This is a genomic window from Bradyrhizobium sp. Kon37 (assembly GCF_055807535.1).
On sequence record NZ_JBVVOY010000001.1, the window covers coordinates 39,317 to 58,080 of the forward strand.

The window sequence follows — 18,764 nt, forward strand, 5'->3', positions numbered from 1 at the left end:
CACCCGGATTGCTTCGCAATCCGACCTCTCCCCGCAAGCGGGGCGAGGTGAAGAGACACCGTCTAAAACGCCCCCGCGAGCTCCCGCGCGCCGGCGTTGTTGCTGTTGCTGTCCATCCTCGTATCCGTCACCGCCAGCAGCTTCGCCACCGTGTTGTGGCGGATCGCGACCGGGTTGCGCTCGTAGCCGCCGCGCTGGAAGAAGTTCGAGGTCGGCACCTGCTCGCGCATCGTCTGCGGCATCGTCACCATGTCGAGGCCGGTGCCGTCGCCGGTGAGGTTCATCATCTCCAGCTCGGCCGCACTGAGCGGGCGGCTATAGCCCTTGGCGCGCGCGAACAGCACCGAGGTGAGCAGCTTGTGGGTCTGCAGCATCGGCCCGATATCGATATCGAGCACCATGGCATGCATGGCCCAGCCCTGCGCGGTGTTGCCGATCTTCTCGTGCTCCGACCAGGTGTCGGGCACCGATTTGGCATGCGCCACCATTTTCTTGAGCACAGTAAGCTTGTGCTCGAGCGACTGGCGCGCCGGGCCCGAGGTCCTCGCGACCTTGTCAGAGAGCGCGCGGATGAACTCATGGCCTTGCTCGGCCAGCAACTCGACGCTGTTGGTCGTCAGCAGCTGGTTGTAGCCCATCGCGGTCGAAATGGCGCGCTTGCCGCCATGCTCGATTCCCGCCTGCACGTCGTAGCTTCCGGTGCCGCCGGTCTCGAACGCATAGACCCGCACCGCCTGCTCGCGCGTCAGCCCCGAGGCCAGCGCGTAGCGTGCATAGACGCGCTTGAATTCGACTTCGTTGGCCGGCCGCTGCGGCGTGAACTGGTAGAGTTCCTGCGCCGCGCGCAGCAGATCGGCGACCACGGGGATCGGCTTTTTGGTCGGGCGGTCCGGGGTTTCCTCCGGCTCCGGATTCACCGGCCGTTTCGGCCCGTTATAGAGCGGCGGATGCTCCAGCACGTAATCGTCGAGCGTGACCTGCTGGCCGCTACGCCGCTTCGCGTTGCGGCCTTTCCGCTTCTCGGAGATCTGGCTCCAATAGGCGCCGGCTTCCTCGTCGAACGCAGCACGCGCCGCCTGATACTCCTGCAGCTTGCGGCGATATTCGAGCACGGCGGGCGACGCGCCGCCTTGCGCGAAAAACTGCGACAACAACTGGGCTTTGGCATTGCGGACGGCCGGCGGCAGCGCGTCGGATTCGCCGCCGCGCGCGGCGGGCGCGAGCAGGACGAGCGCGAGTGGAACCAGTCTCACCGCTTTTCGAATCGATTGATGCATGCTGCCCTCTTAGCAGGCATCCGGTAACCGTCACGTTAACACGTCGTTTACCTCGTTTTCGCGCCTCGCGTCACTTCCAGGCGAATACCGGCTGTTCCAGCTCGGTGACGCGGGTGTGCCGCCCCGCCAGCACTTCGCGGAACTGGTAGATCAACGCCGCCGTCGGTGCGTGGATCAGGCTCGACTGATGATGAAAGCGGATCACACGGCGCGTGCTCTCGGGGATCCCGACGAAATCGAAGGCGTCGGCGCGCTCGACCGTCGCCAGCGCGATGCGATGGACGGAGGCGACCTCGTCCGGGTTTGGTTTGATCGCGGCACTATTGGCGGCCCAGACCACGACCGGCGTAATCAGATAGCCCGAGCGGGTCGGATAATCATCGAGCGTGCCGAGCACCTCCGCGCTGGTGAGGTGGAGGCCTAGCTCCTCGTCGAGCTCGCGCAGCGCCGCCTCGACCGGCGTCTCGCCGGCATCGCAGCGTCCGCCGGGCAGAGCCCATTGACCGCGATGGGCGCGCAAATGAGATGCGCGCAGCGTGAGCAGCAACGCCGTGTCATCGCTCTCGCTGGCCGCAGTCAGCGCAATTGCCACCGCGGCACGCTTCAACGCCGCTGGCGCCTCGTCCTCCGGCAACCGCGTGAAGGCCGCGCAGGCAGCCGCGATATTCCGCCGTGTGGCATCGTCGAACGGTCTCATGATGCTTGACTACACCACGTCCGGCCCCGATGAAATGAGATCGCACGACCTGCTCAGGAATGGACGACATGACCAATAAGACAGCCGCAAGGCTGAAAGCAGACGGCTGGACCATTCTGGAGACCACGGGCTTCATGCATCTGATCGGCCCGCTGTGGGAGCGGAAGGTCGAGGGCCAATACGAATTCGCACTCGCGACCGAGGACAAGCACCACAATCGCCGCGGCATGGTTCAGGGCGGCGTGATGATGACGTTCGCGGACCGCACCTGCGGCATGACCGCCCGCTACGTCTCTGGCAAGGAGTTCATGGCGACGGTGCAGCTCGACACCCATTTCGTGGAAGCCGGACAGATCGGCGACATCCTGATCTCCCGCCCGCGCGTGGTGCGCGCGACGCGCAGCCTGATCTTCATGAGCACCGAGGTGACGGTGGACGGCCGCTGCGTGGTGATGGCCAATGGTGTGTTCAAGATCTTGAAGGGGCCGGGGTAGCGGTGCTGCGTTCACTGCGCTCCACACATTCCGCCGTCGTCCCGGCGAAGGCCGGGACCCATACTCCGAGGCAAAAATTGCAGCGCGAAGCTGGTAACCCCGAATCTTCGCCAAACCACATCCTGTGGTTACGGGTCCCGGCCTTCGCCGGGACGACCCTGAGGGATTGCTTCGCTGCGCTCGCAATGACGGAGTTAGCTGGATATGCTGGTCGCTCCAGTAAAGCAGAGGACAGCCCATGCAATACCGCCAACTCGGCCGCAGCGGCCTCAAGGTCTCGCCGATCTGCTTGGGCACCATGATGTTCGGCGGGCCGACCGATGAAGCCACCTCAAAGCGGATCATCGCGAAGGCGCACGAGGCCGGGGTCAATTTCATCGACACCGCCGACGCCTATTCGAAGGGGGCATCCGAAGAGGTCGTGGGACGCGCCATCGGCAACAACCGTCACGCCTGGGTGCTCGCGACGAAACTTGCGAACCCTATGGGGGACGATCCAAATCGTGTCGGCCTGTCCCGCCGCTGGGTGTTGCAAGCGGCGGATGAGAGCCTGAAGCGGCTCGGCACCGACCACATCGACATCTATTATCTGCACAAGGAAGACCATTCGACGCCGCTGGAGGAGACGGTGCGCGCGATGGGCGACCTGATCCGCGCCGGCAAGGTGCGCTATTTTGGCGTCTCGAACTATCGCGCCTGGCGCGTCGCCGAGATCTGCAACATCTGCGACCGGCTCGGCATCGACCGTCCCGCTGTGAGCCAGCCCTATTACAACGCCATGAACCGCATGCCCGAAGTCGAGCACTTCCCGGCCTGTTCCTATTACGGCCTCGGTATCGTGCCCTATAGCCCGCTGGCGCGCGGCGTGCTGACCGGCAAATACAAGCCCGACGCGGCTCCCGACAAGGAGACGCGCGCGGGCCGCAACGACACGCGCATGATGCAGACCGAATGGCGACCGGAATCGCTCCAGCTGGCGCAGGAGATCAAGGGCCACGCCGAGAAAAAAGGCATCACCGCAGGCCAGTTCGCGGTCGCCTGGGTGCTGAACTCCGCTTTTGTCTCCTCGATCGTTGCCGGTCCGCGCACCGAGGAACAATGGGACGGCTACACCGGCGCGCTCGACTATCGCTTCACTGCGGAAGACGAGGCGCTGATCGACAGACTGGTCGTGCCGGGTCATCCCTCGACGCCAGGCTACAACGACCCGGCCTATCCGATCGAAGGACGCCGCGCGCGGACGGCCTGAGCCGGAGACAGGAATGGCCCTCGAAGATCGCTACGGCCTGCCGATCACCACCTCTTCGCCCGAGGCGGCATCCGCTTATCGCGAGGGCATCGACCTCATGCTCGCGGGCTGGACCGGCACGGCGGAAACGCTGGAGCGCGCGATTGCGGCCGATCCGGATTTTGCGCTCCCCCATATCGCCCGCGCCCGCGTGCATGCCTTCTATCAGCAAGGCGATCTGGCTCGGCAGAAGGCGGCGCTCGCGCGCGAGCTCGTGGCGAAACGCGGCACGGAACGCGAGCGCTCGCATGTCGCGACGCTGGCGCTCGCAATCGAGGGCCGGCTGCCGGAGGCGATCGCGGCGACGATGAACCACGTCGAGGCGTGGCCGCGCGATGCATTGGTGCTGTCGCTGCCGCTCGGCGCCTTCGGCCTGTTCGCGTTCTCCGGCATGGCCGATCACGACCGCGCGCGGCAGGAGCTGTGCGAGCGCCTCGCGCATCACTATGGCGAGGATTGGTGGTTCCTCACCATGTACGGCTGGGCGATGACCGAGAACGGCAATGTCAGTCGCGGCCGCGGCGTCACTGAGCGCGGCTTCGAGCTGCGCCGGCAGAATGCCCATGCCGCGCACGCCGTGCTGCATGCGATGTTCGAGGACGGTTCGATCGAAGCGGCCGACCGGCTCGTCGACCACTGGATCCCCTGTTACGACCGCGCCGGGATCTTGCACGGCCACATCCGCTGGCATCAGGCGCTCGGCGCGCTGGAGCATGGCGATGCCGCGCGGGCGCTTGCGATCTATGCCGATGTGCTGCAGCCGCAGGCGACACAGGCGCCGCCGCTCAATCTCGTCACCGACGGTGCGTCACTGCTCTGGCGCCTGTCGGCTTACGGCCACGCCGTGCCGAGCGCGCTCTGGCTCGAAGCCGACGCCGCCGCGCAAAAACTGTTTCCGAAATCGAGCCTGCCCTTTGCCGATATCCACATGGCACTGTTGGCGGCAGCGACGCAAAATCGCGAGGCGCTCGCCGCGCGTCTTGCCGTGATCGAGCAGCGGCTCGCCGACGGCAAACTGCCGGCCGGTCCCGTGGTGCCGGCGGTCTGCCGCGCGCTGGCAGCCTTTGCGGATGAGGATTACGCGGCTTGCGTGCAAATGCTCGCGCCGGTTCTCCGCGAGGTCGTGCGGCTCGGCGGCAGCCACGCCCAGCGCGAATTGATCGAGGACACTTTTGTCGTTGCCCTGATGCGCAGCGGTGAGCTGCCCCGCGCCCGCGCCCTGCTCGATGCCCGCCTGCACCGTCGCCCGTCCTTGCGCGATACGCGCTGGCAGGCGGCGATGGGGTAGCCCTGCCACGAAAAAAACACCGGCCGGGCGGCAAGTGCCGGCCGGGATTGGGTTGGGCGATAGGGGCGAATCGCCGTTGGGGTGGCGCGGTGGTATTCCAGACGGATTTGGCAGAACAAACGGGATCGCAACCAATTTGCGGTTCGATGGTTGTCGGACGGAACTTTTCCGTGGTTGCCCGGCATGTGAGCCTCCCGATGCCCCTCTGCCGAACCGTCCTCGCTGTCGCCCTCGTCCCCACCTTCGTCCTCTTGGCAAGCCCTTGTTTTGCCGAGTCTTCCGCGCCGATTCCCGTCAACAATCCGCCCGGGCAGCAGACCGCCTTTATCGACTTGCTGGCGCTGATGTCCGGCCACTGCAAGACGTTGAAGGTCGCTGGCCGCACCTTCGCCTGCAAGACGGTGGCCTACGCCCACGGCGACAGGGGCCGGGTCAATTTCACGGTCGCGGTCGACGATCCCGCCGACGAGAATCACGTCGTGTCGTTCTCCGGCGAGAACGGCAAGCGCGCCGACGACAATTCCTATGAGCTGCCGATCGACCGCATGCTGCTCAATTCCAAGGACCGCCCCAAGGTCGACGGCCTGCCGGTGCCGGCCGAGCAGACCTCCAGCGGCCTCTGCCGCCAGACCGGCAATTTCGCCGCCAAGAAGGTGACTGACGTCACCTGCTCTGCCACCGACAGCGAGGGCCGGCGCTACGAACTGCTGTTTGTCTCCGACGGCACGCCCGTAAGTGTGCGTCGTATCAGGCAGTCGGCTCCGTCGATCCAGGATCCGTTCAAATAGCAAACCTTCTTCGCTCCGCGTGCGGGCGAGGTGAACCGCCGCCTGCGCGGCACAGCCGGATCAAATCCTTTCGTTGAAACTTCGGAACCGGCAGGTATGCTCGGATGCGTCCTCATCGAGGAGGCGCCCGTTGCAAACACAGGCAGGCACAGAGTCCAGCAATGCGGATGGTCATCGCGATCAAGCGGCTCCTGATCGTCTTCCTGTTCGCAGCTCTGGCACATGAATGCCCCGCGGCCGACAGTCCGGGGCAGCGCTCGATCCTGGTGCTGGAAGACGCCGACTTTCGTTCGCCGTTCTATTCGGAGATTTTTGCCGGCATCCGCACCGCTGCGAAGGAAAATGGACAGATCCATACCGTGATCTACGGCGAAAGCCTCGATCTCGCCCGCTTCCCGGGGCCGGACTACGAGGAGAGCCTCGTCGGTCATCTCAAGACCAAATACGCGCACCGGTCGATCGACGTCATCGTCTCCATCGGCGTCGCGTCGGCGAAATTCCTTCAGGGGCGCAAGCACGACATCTGGCCGGCTGCACCCGTAGTTTACGGCTTCGTGCCCGATCTGCCCGAGACGCGCGCGCTGTTCCTGCCCGACACCACCGCTATCTTTGCCAAGGTCTCTCCGGCGCAGTTACTGACTGCGGCACGCGCGGTCGTTCCCGACTTAAGTCGCGTCGTCCTCGTTGGCGATGCATGGAAAAATCCACTGACATATGGCCACTGGAAACAGGAATTCGCGGCCACGATACCGGATATCGAGATTATCGATCTGTCCGGGATGGTGCTGCGGGAAGTGCGCGAACGGGTCGGCTCCTTGCCCCCTGGCTCTGCAATCCTGACATCGGCGATGTATTCCGACGGGGAAGGCACCTACTATTTGCCGGCTGCGGCGCTTGCGCGTGTCGCCGAGCGCGCGAACCGCCCGATCATCATCACCTCCGATACATTTCTCGGGCGGACGGGAGTTGGCGGCTTCCTGCTGCTGCCCGAAACCATCGGACGGGAAGCCGGCCAATTGGCAATGCGGATTCTCGGCGGCGAATCGCCGTCGGACATCCCGTCCGTTGCCGGGGACAACGTGAAGCCGATCTTCGACTGGAGACAGCTCAAACGCTGGAATGTGGACGAAGCCCGTCTGCCTCCGGGCAGCGAGGTGCGTTTCCGAGAACCGAGCTTCTGGGAGCAGTATTACTGGCGTGTCATGATCAGTGTCGGCGTGGTGCTGGTGCAGGCGACGATGATCGTCATCCTCCTGCGCGAGCGCAGGCTGCGATTCCTGGCGGAGGTCGAGGCACGCCAGCGCATGTCGGAGCTTGCCCACATGAATCGCCTTGCGACCGCAGGCGAGATGTCTGCCACGATCGCGCATGAGCTGAGCCAGCCGCTCGCCGCCATTCTGATCAATGCTGAGACCGCCGAGCAGGTGTTGCAGACACCGGCACCTGACCTCGGCGTGATCAGGGACATACTGGGTGACATTCGCCGAGACGACAAGCGCGCGAACGAGATCGTCGTTCAGGTGCGCTCATTTCTGAAGAAGGCCCGCACAGAGCGGCGCGAGCTCGACCTCAACGCGACGGTCGGCGAGGTGTTTCGGTTCCTTTCCGTCCAGGCCCTGACCTACGACGTTGCGCTCGCGACGGACCGATCGTCCTCGGATATTCGCGTAACTGCCGACAAAGTGCAGCTCCAGCAGGCTATTCTGAACCTGGTCATGAATGCCATCGAAGCGGTGGCCGATCTGCCGGAGGATCGGCGACGGATCGTCGGTCGAACCAGCCTTGCGAACAATCAGGCCATGATCTCGATCGCAGATGCCGGCGACGGCATCCGCACGGAAAAGATAGCCGAAATCTTCAAGCCGTTTTTCACAACCAAGACGCAGGGGATGGGCATCGGCCTCTCGATTACGCGCACGATCATCGAGGCACATGGCGGGCGCATCTGGGCCGACAACGCGCCGACAGGAGGCGCGGTCTTTCATATCAGCCTGCCGCTGGTCGCGGCGCGATCGTGAGTCGAGGCCTTCCGCCCGCCAGACGTCAGCCATCGGATATGATGGTCAGCATGCTTCGGAGCGACCCATGATGCGCGACCGCCTGTTTCTGCTGCGTCCTGGGTTCGACGACCCGGCCTTTCCTGGACGCCGCTTCTATTGCTGGCATTGCGCGCTGATCGAGGGCCTGCTGGTCTCGTTTCCGCAGCTCGCCGACAAGCTCGAGGTCGAGCGCATCGCGTGGCCACGCCCGCGGCACGCCGTGATCGCGCTGGCCGGCGAGGAGAACCAGTCGTTGCCGCTGCTCGTGCTGGCGGTTGGAGCGACCTCGCCGCACCAGACCGGCAGCCATCAGGGCCGCGCGTTCATTGCCGACAAGGACGCCATCCTGGCCGCCCTCTCCGAACGCCACGGCTTTCCCGATCCGCATCCGTGAGGGGGAGAGCGCTCGCGCGATGACGCTGTCGAATCTGAACGGCGAATTCGTCGCCACCGATACGTGATTGCGTCATTCGCGGCAGAGTGATGGCAGGGTTGCGGTCGACGCTGGTGATGCGACAATAAATCTCACGAGACGCGCGCCGCTGCGAATCGGACGCCAATGAAACTGCGTCGTTTCGACGCCCGCACTGGCCGGAACGCGCCGGCTGACCATGTGTTGTCACACGACATTCAACTGGAGTGATGACATGAAGTATCTCTTTGTCGCGATGGCCGTCGGTGCTGCGGCGCTTGCCGGCGGATCCGCGGCGAACGCGGCCGATCATTCAAGCGCAAAACAGAACGCGCCGGCCGCCCAGTCAACCGACATCAGCGCGCAGCACAGGCACCACCATCATGGCCACCGCCATCACTGGCGTCCTCACCATCATCACGGCTATTATCGTCCGCACTACCGGAGCTACGGCTATTATCCGCGGCACCACGGCTATTACGGCGGCGGACCGTACGGATATTATGGCGGCGGCGGCCCCAGCGTGACGTTCGGCTTCGGCGGCAGCCGCTGGTAAGACGAAAGGCAGCAACACGAAAGGCCCGCGAGACGCAGGCCTTTTTTGCTCGTCAGCCTATCCCCGCAAGATCATCCCCGCCGTCTGCTGACCGCTCGCCAGCGCCGCTTCGACCGTGCCCATGTCGGCTCCGCGATAGAGCGCCTCGCCGGAGAACAGCACCGGACCGTCGGCGCGCGCGAGGATCGTTTGCGCCTCGCGCGTTCGCGGCGTCGCCCAGGAATAGGCGCCGCGGGCGTAGGGATCGTGCGCCCAGTTTGTCGCAACGGCCGCGATGAGCTCGCGCGCGAGGTCCTCGCGCGACAGGCCGAAGACGGTCGCAAGCGAATCGAGCCCGGCATCGATCAGCGCTTGCGGGTCGAACTGCGCCAGCGCCGCCGTGCGCGGGCCGCCGAACCATCCGGTCAGCACGGGATGCCGGTTCGGATATTGCGTCCACCACACCGGGATGGCTTGGTCGGTCAAAAGGAAGCTCATGTCCGCGAGCTCTTCCTTGCGCTCACGCCACCACGGCCGCCTGAAGCGCAGCAGGATTTTCATCACGTTACCGAAGCCGATGTCGTCGGCAGACGCCGCCTTCACGCGCGCGCTCTCCGGGAGAGCGATCTCGCGCAGCAACGGCAACGGAACAGTAAGGATCACGCGATTGCAATTATGCACCCCGCCGCCGACACAGCGAATGGCGAGCGCGCCGCCCTCCTCCTCGATCGCCGACACCACGCAGCCGAAGCGAAAAATCACGCCAAGCTTGCTGCACTCGGCCGTCAGGAACTCGATCATCGCACTATAGCCGCCCTTGACCCGCGCCTGCGGAGAGTGCCCGCCAGCCATCCATTCCTCGCGCAGCGCCAGCGTGGAGGCGCGCTCGGGATCGGCCGCATCATAGCCCTCGACCATTCGCTCGATCGCATGGCGCAGCCGCGCGTGCTCATCCCCGGCAAAATGCCGGCGCAGGAAATCGGCGACCGTGAGGTCGTCGTTCAATTCCCGAACCACGGCGTGCAGCTCAGCCTCATGCGGATCGTGGCGATCCTCGCGGACGATGTCTGCGCCGTCAAAGCCCCACCGGTCGCCTTCGATCTCCTGAAGGGACAGCCCGGCCTCCCGCAGCAGCGCGCGCGTGACCGGCGCCTCGCCGTGGACGAATTCGGCGCCGCCATCGGCGGGGTAGCCGAACTCCGAAGCAGACAGCGGATGGATGCGGCCGCCGCAGCGCTCGCGCGCCTCCAGGATCGTCACTGTCCTGCCCGCGCGCGCCAGCTCGCGCGCCGCCATCAGACCGGCCGCGCCGGCACCGACGATGACGATATGCTCTGATGTTACGGACATGGCGGTGCTGTTACTCGCCCACGGCCTGCGGATCGTTCTGGATCAGATAGCGTAGCAGCAGGACGCCGCCGCCGAGATCCCGCGTGCTCTCCAGCGTCATCGCGCTCAGCGGCGCACGCCGGTCGCCGTCGGCGTCCGTGGAATCGAACACGAAGGGCGCGCCCCTGGCGCCGTCGACCGCGGGACTGAGGATCAGGTTGAACTCGTCGATCAGGCCGGCACGCAGGAACGTGCCGTTGGCGACGCCGCCACCCTCCACCAGCAGGCGCTTCACGCCGAGCTCGCGGTTGAGAATGTCCAGCATCAGTGCGAGGTCGATCTCGGGCTTGCCGGCAAAGATATAGGACACGCCCTCGCCACGGAGCCCGGCGAGATGCGAATCGGAGACGCTCTCGGTCAGCACGACGACGATCGGATCGCCGCCGATATCGGAGCGGCCCCAGCCGATCTTGCCCTTCGCATCGAGCACGACGCCATAGGTTTTCGCGTCACGCCGCACGAACCAGTTTTCGCGCGGAAATTTCGCGTCCGTCGTCGCCGGATAGGGCTCGCCCTTGGCGAACTCCGAGCCGGTGACGCGGCCGATCACCCAGGCATCGCCGCCGAGCTCGTCGTGGATCTTCTCGAACCAGTCCGTCCCCGCCCCCTTCGGGCGCCAGCGGCTCGGATGGGTGCGGCCGTCCAGACTCGAATGCATCAGGCAGATGACGTAAGGCTTCATGCGCATCTCCGGGCCGCGCTCAGGCAGCCGGCTCATTGCCCTTCTCATTCCCCGTGGCGCGACCGTTCACGATCACCGCGAGGGGATTGAGCTTTGGCGGCGCGACCAGCTTCAGCGTGTTGGTGTCGCGATGGTTGAACGGCGCGCCGCGCACGAACAACTCGGTCTGGATCAGATAGGTCCAACTGCCGTCGTCGTTGAAAGTGATGTCGCAACGGTAAGCATCGGTGCGGAACGCTTGTTCCAGAAAATCAGTCGAGCAGATCCCGTAAGCGGTGTCGCCGCGCTTGGCGGTCACGGAGATCTCCTTGTCGTCCGTCCCGGCCTTGCCCGACGCCAGCAGCACCTGCCCGCGGGGGATCGCCAGCGACTGCATGATCACCCCGGTCGCGGGCTCCCACAACCAGTAGCCGACCTGGTCGTGGAAGGTGATGTCTTCCTCGGGCGTGTTGATGTGGATGTGATAGCGCAGCCCATAGAGCAGCTGCGGCCCGTTGGCCTGGGGATCGATCGGGTCCATCCGGATGCGCTCGATGAAGGTCCGCCGCTCCGGCCCCTCCGCCTTCGGATTGATGTCGATACCCTTGTCAGCCTGCCAGCTGCCTGCGAGACGGCGGAGCGGACCGAGATTGGCAAGGCCGTCGGGCGAGACGTCCTCGGGCTCGGTGAAGATGTCGGCGGGAAGGGGGAGCATGGGTGTCCTCGCGTCGTTGCGAGGCAGCCATAGCATGAGAGCGCGGGCGTGGCTCGTTCTCAAGCCTCACAATCGGGAATGGACGTCCGCGCCACGCGCAGACGATCCATGAGGCGAAGCGGAGCCGAGCCTCCTCAGCTCGGCTCCGTCGCCATGATGCTTAGTGGCGGTGGTCGCGGACCTCGGGGTGAGTCCGGTGATCCCGGACGATGGGTTGATCGCGATGGTCGCGCACGACGGGCGGGTCGCGATGGTCGCGGACGATGGTCGTCGCGTTCGAAGGTGTCACCACGTTCGCCAATGCGATCGCTGCGAGTGCCACGAGGATATAATTGCGCATGAGTTTTGCCTTTGCTTGGTGGATCACTGCGAGCCACCTGACACCAAACTAGATTGATCAGCTGGAATGATATGTGTCGTCGATCACCCGCCGATCGTCGACGCGCTTGCGACTTGCCTCGTGCAATCGAAGGAGAGGCCGTCCGCGCTGCTACTTCAACGCAAGGCTGCTGCAATATGCCGAGGTCTCGCCGGACCGCCAGCCGGTGATCCGTCCTGCTTCCTTGCACTCGTCATAGGTCTTGTAGTTAGCGACGTTACGGCACGTGAACGAATAGACGCCACCCGAAACGTTGCAACCAACCCAGGGCTTGTCGCCCGTCTTGAAGCTCGATTGACAACCGCCGACGCAGCTGCCCGTGGCAGCGGCGAGCTTGGCAAGCTTCGCGACGTCCGAGCTCGGCGCCAGTGACGCCGTCGAAGCGGCTGACGTGCGCGATGCGGTCTCGCGAGCTGTCGCGTGATGCGCTGGTCGGTGTGGCCGCACCACATGCTTCGGCGCATCGACCGTGACGCCGGGAAGCTGGGTGTCGGCGGCGGTCGTGGTCGGCGTCGGTTGCGACATCGCGGTGCCGCCGAGGGCGCACAGGAGCAGTGCAATCGATGAGATGGCGACAGCGGGACGCGTAACGAAGCGTGATGACAACGTCATGGCCATGTCCTTCCAGATGCGGGGACGGTCAATTCCGTCCCGAGAGCCAGGATATCACGCCCTGATCCAGGTCGCATGGCGAGGAACCATGCAACTTGACACGACCTGCCGACGCGCTCCGCATCGCATCTGCCGCAGTTTTGAGCAGGCATCGAGCAGAACAGACACTGGATTAGCGGCAGCAAAGCACGAACGAAATTCGTCGCGGTCGCCAACAAGCCACCCCAAGCATTTGTGTTCGGTGTTCCCGTTTGCGTCACGGAATCCGGGTGATAGGCTCAGGATTGTGAAATACACCATAGGCGATGAAGCCACTCCTAAACTAGCGTTCACGTGACGTCCGTTATTTTCAGATGAGTGGTTTGGAATGCAGCAGGCTTCGGTCGAGAAGTTCTCGGACCTCATCGGTGCGGTCTACGATTGCGTGATCGCGCCGGAACGCTGGACGAGCGTTCTAAACGAGATTCGCACGGAGCTCGGCTTCGCGACCGCGGTGCTCTCGGCATATAGCCTCACGAACATGAGGATCGGAGTCAATGCCGCCTCCGGGACCGACCCTGTCCAGACGATGGCCCAGACCAGCATCGAGTATGCGCCTGATATCGTCGAACTCTGGGGCGGCGTTGAGCGCATCCGGCAATATCCGCTTGGAGAACCGATCATTCGATCCCAGGCGGTCCCAGAGGAAATAGTCCTCGGCAATCGCTATCACCTGGAATGGGCTCTCCCCAAGGGCTTGTTCGACGCCGTCGGCGTCGCCCTCGTTCGCGAGAAAACAATGATCGGCAATGCGACATTCAGTCAGCATCAGTCGGACGGGGCCATTGACGATGCGCAGGTTAGCGGATTGCGCGTTCTCGCACCTCACATCCGCCGCGCCGTGATCATCAGCAATCTGTTCGACATGAAGACCGTGGAGGCCGCGACATTCGCCGCGACAGTGGAGGCCCTGACGGTCGGAGTCGTTCTGGCGGACGGCGATTCGAAGATCGTTCACACCAATGCCGCAGCCACAGCCATGCTCGCGGCAAGCGATCCACTTCTGGCTCGGCATGGCCGGATCGCCGTTCAATCGGCGACCACCACCAGCACGTTGCAATCGGCCATCGCGCAAGCAGCGAAGGACGAGGCGGCACTCGGCCAAAAGGGCATCGGCATCCCGATCCCCCGCCCGAGCGGAGATCCTCTCGTCATTCACGTTCTGCCGCTGCGACGCGGCCACATGCGGGCCGGCCTGGTCCAGCACGCCTCCGCCGCTCTGTTCGTGGCATCGGCCTCCGGTCCGCCGCAGCTGCCTCACGATGCTCTCATCCAGCTCTACGATCTGACGCCGGCCGAAATTCGCATCTTCGAGCTCATCTGCGATGGACAGACACGCGACGCGATCTCGTCGCAACTCGGGGTGTCCGTCAGCACCGTGAAAAGTCACCTCTTGCATGTCTTCGAAAAGACAGGTTGCCGGCGCCAGGTCGATCTGGTCCGGCTGGCAAGATCGCTGACGTTTCCGGTGTAGGGAAGCTCGGGGTGATGGCACGCTCTGTCGTCCAGTGATTTTGAAGTGAGTGGTTTGGAATGCAGCAGGCTTCGGTCGAGAAGTTCTCGGACCTCATCGGCAGTATCTATGATTGTGTGATCGCACCTGAACGATGGACGGCGGTTCTGGATGAGATTTGCGCCGAATTCGGCTTTGCCACCGGCGCGCTCTCGGTCGCCAGCCTCACCAACATGAAGGCCGTCGTCAATGCGGTGTCCGGGTCCGACCTGGCCCAGATGGCCAAGAACGGGGTCGGATACGGCCCCGATATCATCGAGCTCTGGGGCGGCGCCGAGCGCATTCGGCAATACCCGCTCGGCGAGCCGATCGTTCAATCCCAGGCGGTCCGGCCGGACGTCATTTCCAGCAACCGCTATTATCGCGAATGGGCCATGCCCAAGGGCTTGTTCGACGCCGTTGCCGTCGGCCTCGTTCGCGACAGGACGATGGTTGGAAATGCGATATTCAGCCAGCATGAGTCGGCGGGCCGCATTGACGATGCGCAGGTCGACGGATTGCGCCTTCTGGCGCCTCACATCCGCCGCGCCGTGACGATCAGCAATCTGTTCGACATGAAGGCGGTGGAAGCCACCACATTCGCGGCGACGGTGGAGGCCCTGACGGTGGGCGTCGTCCTGGCCGACGAGGATTCAAGGATCATCCACGCCAACGCCGCAGCCGCGGCGATGCTCGCGGCCGGCGATCCGATCGTGGCAAGGCATGGCAGGATCGCGGTTCAATCCGCGGCGACCACGGCCGCATTGCAATCAGCCGTCGCGCAGGCGGCAAAGGACGAGGCGACGCTCGGGCAAAAAGGCATCGGCATCCCGATCCCGCGCCAAGGCGGTGACCCTCTCGTCATCCACGTTCTGCCGTTGCGACGCAGCCACACGCGATCCGGTCTGATCCAGAGCGCCGCTGCCGCCGTGTTCGTGACGTCAGCCGCCGGGCCGCCGCGATTGCCTCACGATGCGCTCAACCAGCTCTATGACCTGACGCCGGCCGAGATTCGCATCTTCGAGCTCATCTGCGAGGGACACACGCGAGACGCGATCTCGGCCTTGCTCGGCGTTTCCGTCAGCACCGTGAAGAGCCACCTCATTCATGTCTTCGAAAAGACGGGCTGCAGGCGCCAGGTCGATCTGGTCAGGCTCGCGAAATCGCTGACGTTCCCGGTGTGAGGCCCAGGGCGAGACGGCGCGCGGTCGGACAAGCCTCCCCGCCGGAACCGTCGCAATGATCATTCCGCGGTGATCCAGGACCTATCCTCGTTCGTTCCCAGACCCACAGGTCGCTTGTCGAGGCGCTATGATCGCTGCTATCCGAGCTTTAGATGCGCCCATCCGGGCGAAGGCTGGTTTTCCCCGGAGGATTGAAGCGCGGCTGTCGACGGGCACGAGCAAAGGGCCGGACACAAAGGTGGATTGGGCTGATCTGATCGGACGCGTCGCCTCGGCCGGAGACCGGGAGGCCTTCAAGCGCCTGTTCGAGCATTTCGCGCCGCGCATCAAGGGACTGATGCTGAAGGCCGGGTGCAGTTCGGACGAGGCGGAGGAGATTGCTCAAAATACCCTGATCGCCGTCTGGCGGAAGGCAGGCCAGTTCGATCCTGGGACGGCCGGGGCCGCGGCATGGATATTCACCATCGCGCGCAATTTGCGCATCGATTTGTTCCGCAGCAGAGCGCGGGCAGACCGCCTGCGGGGCACCTCTGAGCTTCCCGAGACGCCGGATCCCGCCGAGCCCGCGGACGCCGTCATGTCCCGCGCGCAGGACGCCGCGCGGATCAATTCGGCCGTCAAGCAGCTCTCGATGGAGCAATCCATGGTGGTGAGATTGTCGTTCATTGAGGAGAGGCCGCATCCGGAAATCGCGAGCCTGCTCGGCATTCCGCTCGGAACGGTGAAGTCGCGGATCAGGCTGGCGATGAACCGCCTGAGAGATATATTGGACGAAGAAGCATGACGATCAGCCATCATCCGCCGGAAGATCTTCTGGCCGACTTTGCGGCCGGCAGGTTGGAAGAAGCCCATCAATTGGTGGTGGGGGTGCATGTTGCGGGTTGCGCTCGGTGCGGCCGCTTCGTGCAGGCGATCGAGCAACTTGGCGGCTTGGCGCTTGAAGATGTCGAGCCGGTGCCGGTTGCATCGGATGCGTTCGAGCGGGTGATGTCGCGCATTCACGACGCTCCTGAAAGACGAGCGGCGCGGACTGCCGAGGTCCCTCGCGGCAGCGACCAGGATGTTCCGGCGGCGCTGCGAAACTACCGCATCGGCAAGCGCAGGCGCATCGCTCCGGGTCTGAGCATGCGACCGATCGAGTTGTCAGGGTCGGGGACGGCGCGGGCATTTCTGCTTCGCTCCGCGCCGGGGAGCCGCATGCTCGAACACACGCACACCGGCACCGAACTGACCCTCGTGCTCGAGGGCAGCTTCAGCCACGAGGGCGGCCGGTTTGGTCCAGGTGATTTCGACTATGGCGACGACGAGGTCGACCATCGACCTGTGGTGGGCGACGAGGGCCCATGTGTTTGTCTCGTCGCAATGACGGGCAACCTGCGCATGAACGGCCTGCTCGGCAGGTTGATCGGGCCATTCGTGCGGCTTTGATCCGCTTGCCTCCTTCTTCCGCCGGGTGATCCGAACGCGAGCCCGGAGCGTTTCGAAGGAAACGCAAGGGAGACAGGTCATGGCCGGCTTAAGCCTGACAGCACAGGCGCAGAGCGAAACATTGCCCGAACTGCTGGCATGCGTTTCGGCGGGCGACACACGCGCCTTCGCAGCGCTGCACGTGCTGACGCGGAGCAGGCTGCACAGGACTGCGCTCGCCGTCGGAACTCCGCCCCACGACATCGAGGACATTCTTCAGGAAGCCTATCTGAAGATCTGGCGCAACGCGGGTCGCTTCGACAGCGGCCGCGCTTCGGCGATGACCTGGATGTCCGCGATCGCCCGGAATACCGCCATCGACCATCTGCGGGTCAGAAGACTGCCCACTCACGAACTCGACGAGGCGCTTCTGGTTCCGACAAGTGCTGATCAGCCGTCGATCGACGATTTCGACTACGCCCGCGCCGAACCGATCGCACGCAGCGTGCTGGCTCGTTTGCCGGAAGACCGCCGCAGGCTGGTTGCGCTGGCCTATCTCGAGGGTGAGAGCCGCGCCAGCTTGTCGCGGCGCTTCGGTGTGCCGGTCGGCACCATCAAGACCTGGCTGCACCGAACCCTTCTGGCGGTACGCAAGGACTGCCTTGCCGCATCGGCTGCAGCCTGAAGCAGGCGAGGAACCCGCGCGTGGCCGCAGAGATCATCGAATTCCCCAACCCTGGACACCAGGACCCGCTTGCGTCCTCCGTTGCGAGGCTCGAGCAGATGGTGAGAGAGGTCGACCGGCTGGCAGCCGAGCAGCCCCCGGACGGGCTCGATCAACTGCTCTTTGTCATGGCGCGCTTCGGTGATCGACTGGTCGATCTTGCGCAGCTCGTGCTTGACGACGATGCCAGGCTGAGTGTTCAGATCGCGTTCACGTCGCTCTCCGACAAGATCGCGGCGACCAGAGACGCGTTTGACGAGTGCGACGGAGCGAAGGATCTCTGAATCGGCGCCACCCTGGCCCGTTCGACGCCATGGAGTCAGCTCTGCGGCCGATCCTAATTGAGACGGAGCAACGAGATGTTCAGCAAGGTCGCAAAACCCACCCAGCCGGCATAGGGAATGAAAAGCGTCGCTGCCAGTCGATCGTTCGCCCATTGACGCCAGACAAAGGCGAGGATCGCGGCGAATAGCGCAACAATGACGCCGAGCGCCACGTCCATGCGATGAAGCGAAAAGAAGATGGGAGACCATGCAAAATTCAGGATCATCTGCAGGCCCCATAATCTCATCGTCGTTCCGCGCGGCTCCGCCTCGAAGGTGCGGAATCCCGCCACGGCGATCATCAGGAACAGAGCCGTCCAGACGGGTGCGAACACCGCATCCGGCGGATTGAAAGATGGCTTGTTGAGCGCCGCGTACCACGCTCCCGGACGGTTCAGGACCCCGATCAAAATCCCCCCAGCAGGAACCAGGAACAGGAAAGCGGCGCATCGGTACCAGCTGCCGCGCTTGCTGTCGCCATCGTGCCGCAGCGCCCTGTTGTGCGTCCCGTCCACGATCAATGCGCTATTTTTTGAGCGACGAGAAATCCGGTCCAGGCGCTGACACCGGCGAGTACGGATCCCCAGCACACGTCCGCAACAGTGAGACCCGTCGACCAATTCCTCAGCGTGGCCTGGTTGGTCAGATCGTAGGTCGCATAGGTGAAGCAGCCCAGCATCACGCCGGACGTGAAGGCACGCAGCGCGCCACCATCCTGCTGAGCCGGCAGCACCGCGAACCAGATCAGGCCGACGGGATAGGCCAGATAGAACACTGCGGCGGCGGCGAGGTTGGGCTCCGAGCGCAACATGTCGCCCAGCACCGGCCGGTAAAGTCTCTCAACCATGGTCTTGAGCCAGATCATGTCGAGCGCAACGAAGGTCGCAGCCACCGACAGATATGTAAAAAGCAGGCTCATGTCCGGTCTCCCCTCCGGTGTCGCAACCGGTTTGACAAAGGCAACGCCTGTAAACGACGTGAGCCCTTCGCTGGATCACGCTACGCGCTCGTTCCGCCTTGC

General features: G+C 64.3%; 22 protein-coding genes. 13 read left to right on the forward strand and 9 right to left on the reverse strand.

What is annotated here, in order from left to right:
• Positions 1–62: 62 nt before the first annotated feature.
• Together AC0L3J_RS00205 and AC0L3J_RS00210 are read right to left on the reverse strand one after the other, a co-directional pair.
• Entirely contained in the window at positions 63–1,277 is a 1,215-nt protein-coding gene (locus AC0L3J_RS00205) for a hypothetical protein (protein WP_473345441.1), read from the reverse strand.
• 70 nt (positions 1,278–1,347) lie between these two features.
• Positions 1,348–1,977 (reverse strand): NUDIX hydrolase, encoded by a 630-nt coding sequence (locus tag AC0L3J_RS00210; protein WP_473346043.1) that lies wholly within the window; start codon positions 1,975–1,977, stop codon positions 1,348–1,350.
• A 65-nt stretch (positions 1,978–2,042) separates the two neighbouring features.
• On the opposite strand from AC0L3J_RS00210, the gene AC0L3J_RS00215 reads away from it, so the two are divergent.
• The 7 genes from AC0L3J_RS00215 (at position 2,043) to AC0L3J_RS00245 (ending at position 8,839) form a co-directional block, all read left to right on the forward strand.
• Positions 2,043–2,468 (forward strand): PaaI family thioesterase, encoded by a 426-nt coding sequence (locus AC0L3J_RS00215; RefSeq protein ID WP_473289692.1) that lies wholly within the window; start codon positions 2,043–2,045, stop codon positions 2,466–2,468.
• Positions 2,469–2,706: 238 nt separating this feature from the next.
• Positions 2,707–3,717 carry an aldo/keto reductase gene (locus tag AC0L3J_RS00220; protein ID WP_473345442.1) on the forward strand — a complete coding sequence of 337 codons (1,011 nt, stop codon included), beginning with the start codon at positions 2,707–2,709 and terminating at the stop codon, positions 3,715–3,717.
• Positions 3,718–3,730: 13 nt separating this feature from the next.
• On the forward strand, positions 3,731–5,044 hold the full coding sequence (locus tag AC0L3J_RS00225) for a tetratricopeptide repeat protein (RefSeq protein WP_473345444.1): 1,314 nt from the start codon (positions 3,731–3,733) through the stop codon (positions 5,042–5,044).
• 197 nt (positions 5,045–5,241) lie between these two features.
• Positions 5,242–5,832: a hypothetical protein gene (locus tag AC0L3J_RS00230; RefSeq protein ID WP_473345445.1), complete on the forward strand. Its 591-nt coding sequence runs from the start codon at positions 5,242–5,244 to the stop codon at positions 5,830–5,832.
• 161 nt (positions 5,833–5,993) lie between these two features.
• Complete coding sequence (locus tag AC0L3J_RS00235) at positions 5,994–7,850, forward strand: sensor histidine kinase (RefSeq protein ID WP_473345446.1); 1,857 nt, start codon at positions 5,994–5,996, stop codon at positions 7,848–7,850.
• A 67-nt stretch (positions 7,851–7,917) separates the two neighbouring features.
• A complete protein-coding gene (locus AC0L3J_RS00240; RefSeq protein ID WP_473345447.1) occupies positions 7,918–8,265 on the forward strand; it encodes a DUF3088 domain-containing protein in 348 nt (115 codons plus the stop codon).
• 253 nt (positions 8,266–8,518) lie between these two features.
• Positions 8,519–8,839 carry a hypothetical protein gene (locus AC0L3J_RS00245; RefSeq protein WP_473345448.1) on the forward strand — a complete coding sequence of 107 codons (321 nt, stop codon included), beginning with the start codon at positions 8,519–8,521 and terminating at the stop codon, positions 8,837–8,839.
• A 57-nt stretch (positions 8,840–8,896) separates the two neighbouring features.
• Here AC0L3J_RS00245 and AC0L3J_RS00250 read toward each other — a convergent pair whose 3' ends face one another.
• From AC0L3J_RS00250 to AC0L3J_RS00270, 5 genes are all read right to left on the reverse strand, one after another.
• Entirely contained in the window at positions 8,897–10,168 is a 1,272-nt protein-coding gene (locus AC0L3J_RS00250; protein ID WP_473345449.1) for a flavin monoamine oxidase family protein, read from the reverse strand.
• Between the two features lie 10 nt (positions 10,169–10,178).
• Positions 10,179–10,889 (reverse strand): RibD family protein, encoded by a 711-nt coding sequence (locus AC0L3J_RS00255; RefSeq protein ID WP_473346044.1) that lies wholly within the window; start codon positions 10,887–10,889, stop codon positions 10,179–10,181.
• A gap of 19 nt (positions 10,890–10,908) precedes the next feature.
• Positions 10,909–11,583, reverse strand: coding sequence for an FABP family protein (locus AC0L3J_RS00260; protein ID WP_473345450.1), 675 nt, complete (start codon positions 11,581–11,583; stop codon positions 10,909–10,911).
• 160 nt (positions 11,584–11,743) lie between these two features.
• Positions 11,744–11,923, reverse strand: a complete 180-nt coding sequence (locus AC0L3J_RS00265; protein WP_247406924.1) for a hypothetical protein — start codon at positions 11,921–11,923, stop codon at positions 11,744–11,746.
• Between the two features lie 150 nt (positions 11,924–12,073).
• A complete protein-coding gene (locus AC0L3J_RS00270; RefSeq protein ID WP_473345451.1) occupies positions 12,074–12,574 on the reverse strand; it encodes a hypothetical protein in 501 nt (166 codons plus the stop codon).
• Positions 12,575–12,998: 424 nt separating this feature from the next.
• Here AC0L3J_RS00270 and AC0L3J_RS00275 point away from each other — a divergent pair, with 424 nt between their 5' ends.
• From AC0L3J_RS00275 to AC0L3J_RS00300, 6 genes are all read left to right on the forward strand, one after another.
• Positions 12,999–14,087 (forward strand): helix-turn-helix transcriptional regulator, encoded by a 1,089-nt coding sequence (locus AC0L3J_RS00275; RefSeq protein WP_473345452.1) that lies wholly within the window; start codon positions 12,999–13,001, stop codon positions 14,085–14,087.
• A gap of 59 nt (positions 14,088–14,146) precedes the next feature.
• Positions 14,147–15,289, forward strand: coding sequence for a helix-turn-helix transcriptional regulator (locus tag AC0L3J_RS00280; RefSeq protein WP_473345453.1), 1,143 nt, complete (start codon positions 14,147–14,149; stop codon positions 15,287–15,289).
• Between the two features lie 238 nt (positions 15,290–15,527).
• Entirely contained in the window at positions 15,528–16,073 is a 546-nt protein-coding gene (locus AC0L3J_RS00285) for a sigma-70 family RNA polymerase sigma factor (RefSeq protein ID WP_473289664.1), read from the forward strand.
• Positions 16,070–16,717, forward strand: a complete 648-nt coding sequence (locus AC0L3J_RS00290) for a ChrR family anti-sigma-E factor (RefSeq protein ID WP_473345454.1) — start codon at positions 16,070–16,072, stop codon at positions 16,715–16,717. The genes AC0L3J_RS00285 and AC0L3J_RS00290 overlap by 4 nt, the downstream gene beginning before the upstream one ends.
• 79 nt (positions 16,718–16,796) lie before the next feature.
• Positions 16,797–17,381 carry an RNA polymerase sigma factor gene (locus AC0L3J_RS00295; RefSeq protein WP_473345455.1) on the forward strand — a complete coding sequence of 195 codons (585 nt, stop codon included), beginning with the start codon at positions 16,797–16,799 and terminating at the stop codon, positions 17,379–17,381.
• Positions 17,382–17,401: 20 nt separating this feature from the next.
• Entirely contained in the window at positions 17,402–17,704 is a 303-nt protein-coding gene (locus AC0L3J_RS00300; RefSeq protein ID WP_456767455.1) for a hypothetical protein, read from the forward strand.
• A gap of 53 nt (positions 17,705–17,757) precedes the next feature.
• Here AC0L3J_RS00300 and AC0L3J_RS00305 read toward each other — a convergent pair whose 3' ends face one another.
• Together AC0L3J_RS00305 and AC0L3J_RS00310 are read right to left on the reverse strand one after the other, a co-directional pair.
• Complete coding sequence (locus tag AC0L3J_RS00305) at positions 17,758–18,333, reverse strand: TspO/MBR family protein (protein ID WP_473345456.1); 576 nt, start codon at positions 18,331–18,333, stop codon at positions 17,758–17,760.
• Entirely contained in the window at positions 18,261–18,662 is a 402-nt protein-coding gene (locus AC0L3J_RS00310; RefSeq protein ID WP_473345457.1) for a DUF2177 family protein, read from the reverse strand. The genes AC0L3J_RS00305 and AC0L3J_RS00310 overlap by 73 nt, the downstream gene beginning before the upstream one ends.
• Positions 18,663–18,764: the final 102 nt, after the last annotated feature.

Coding starts and splice junctions, on each gene's coding strand:
- AC0L3J_RS00205 (WP_473345441.1), bottom strand. CDS start 1,277: ATGCATCAATCGATTCGAAAAGCGGTGAGACTGGTTCCACTCGCGCTC.
- AC0L3J_RS00215 (WP_473289692.1), top strand. CDS start 2,043: ATGACCAATAAGACAGCCGCAAGGCTGAAAGCAGACGGCTGGACCATT.
- AC0L3J_RS00220 (WP_473345442.1), top strand. CDS start 2,707: ATGCAATACCGCCAACTCGGCCGCAGCGGCCTCAAGGTCTCGCCGATC.
- AC0L3J_RS00225 (WP_473345444.1), top strand. CDS start 3,731: ATGGCCCTCGAAGATCGCTACGGCCTGCCGATCACCACCTCTTCGCCC.
- AC0L3J_RS00230 (WP_473345445.1), top strand. CDS start 5,242: ATGCCCCTCTGCCGAACCGTCCTCGCTGTCGCCCTCGTCCCCACCTTC.
- AC0L3J_RS00235 (WP_473345446.1), top strand. CDS start 5,994: ATGCGGATGGTCATCGCGATCAAGCGGCTCCTGATCGTCTTCCTGTTC.
- AC0L3J_RS00240 (WP_473345447.1), top strand. CDS start 7,918: ATGATGCGCGACCGCCTGTTTCTGCTGCGTCCTGGGTTCGACGACCCG.
- AC0L3J_RS00245 (WP_473345448.1), top strand. CDS start 8,519: ATGAAGTATCTCTTTGTCGCGATGGCCGTCGGTGCTGCGGCGCTTGCC.
- AC0L3J_RS00250 (WP_473345449.1), bottom strand. CDS start 10,168: ATGTCCGTAACATCAGAGCATATCGTCATCGTCGGTGCCGGCGCGGCC.
- AC0L3J_RS00255 (WP_473346044.1), bottom strand. CDS start 10,889: ATGAAGCCTTACGTCATCTGCCTGATGCATTCGAGTCTGGACGGCCGC.
- AC0L3J_RS00260 (WP_473345450.1), bottom strand. CDS start 11,583: ATGCTCCCCCTTCCCGCCGACATCTTCACCGAGCCCGAGGACGTCTCG.
- AC0L3J_RS00265 (WP_247406924.1), bottom strand. CDS start 11,923: ATGCGCAATTATATCCTCGTGGCACTCGCAGCGATCGCATTGGCGAAC.
- AC0L3J_RS00270 (WP_473345451.1), bottom strand. CDS start 12,574: ATGACGTTGTCATCACGCTTCGTTACGCGTCCCGCTGTCGCCATCTCA.
- AC0L3J_RS00280 (WP_473345453.1), top strand. CDS start 14,147: ATGCAGCAGGCTTCGGTCGAGAAGTTCTCGGACCTCATCGGCAGTATC.
- AC0L3J_RS00290 (WP_473345454.1), top strand. CDS start 16,070: ATGACGATCAGCCATCATCCGCCGGAAGATCTTCTGGCCGACTTTGCG.
- AC0L3J_RS00295 (WP_473345455.1), top strand. CDS start 16,797: ATGGCCGGCTTAAGCCTGACAGCACAGGCGCAGAGCGAAACATTGCCC.
- AC0L3J_RS00310 (WP_473345457.1), bottom strand. CDS start 18,662: ATGAGCCTGCTTTTTACATATCTGTCGGTGGCTGCGACCTTCGTTGCG.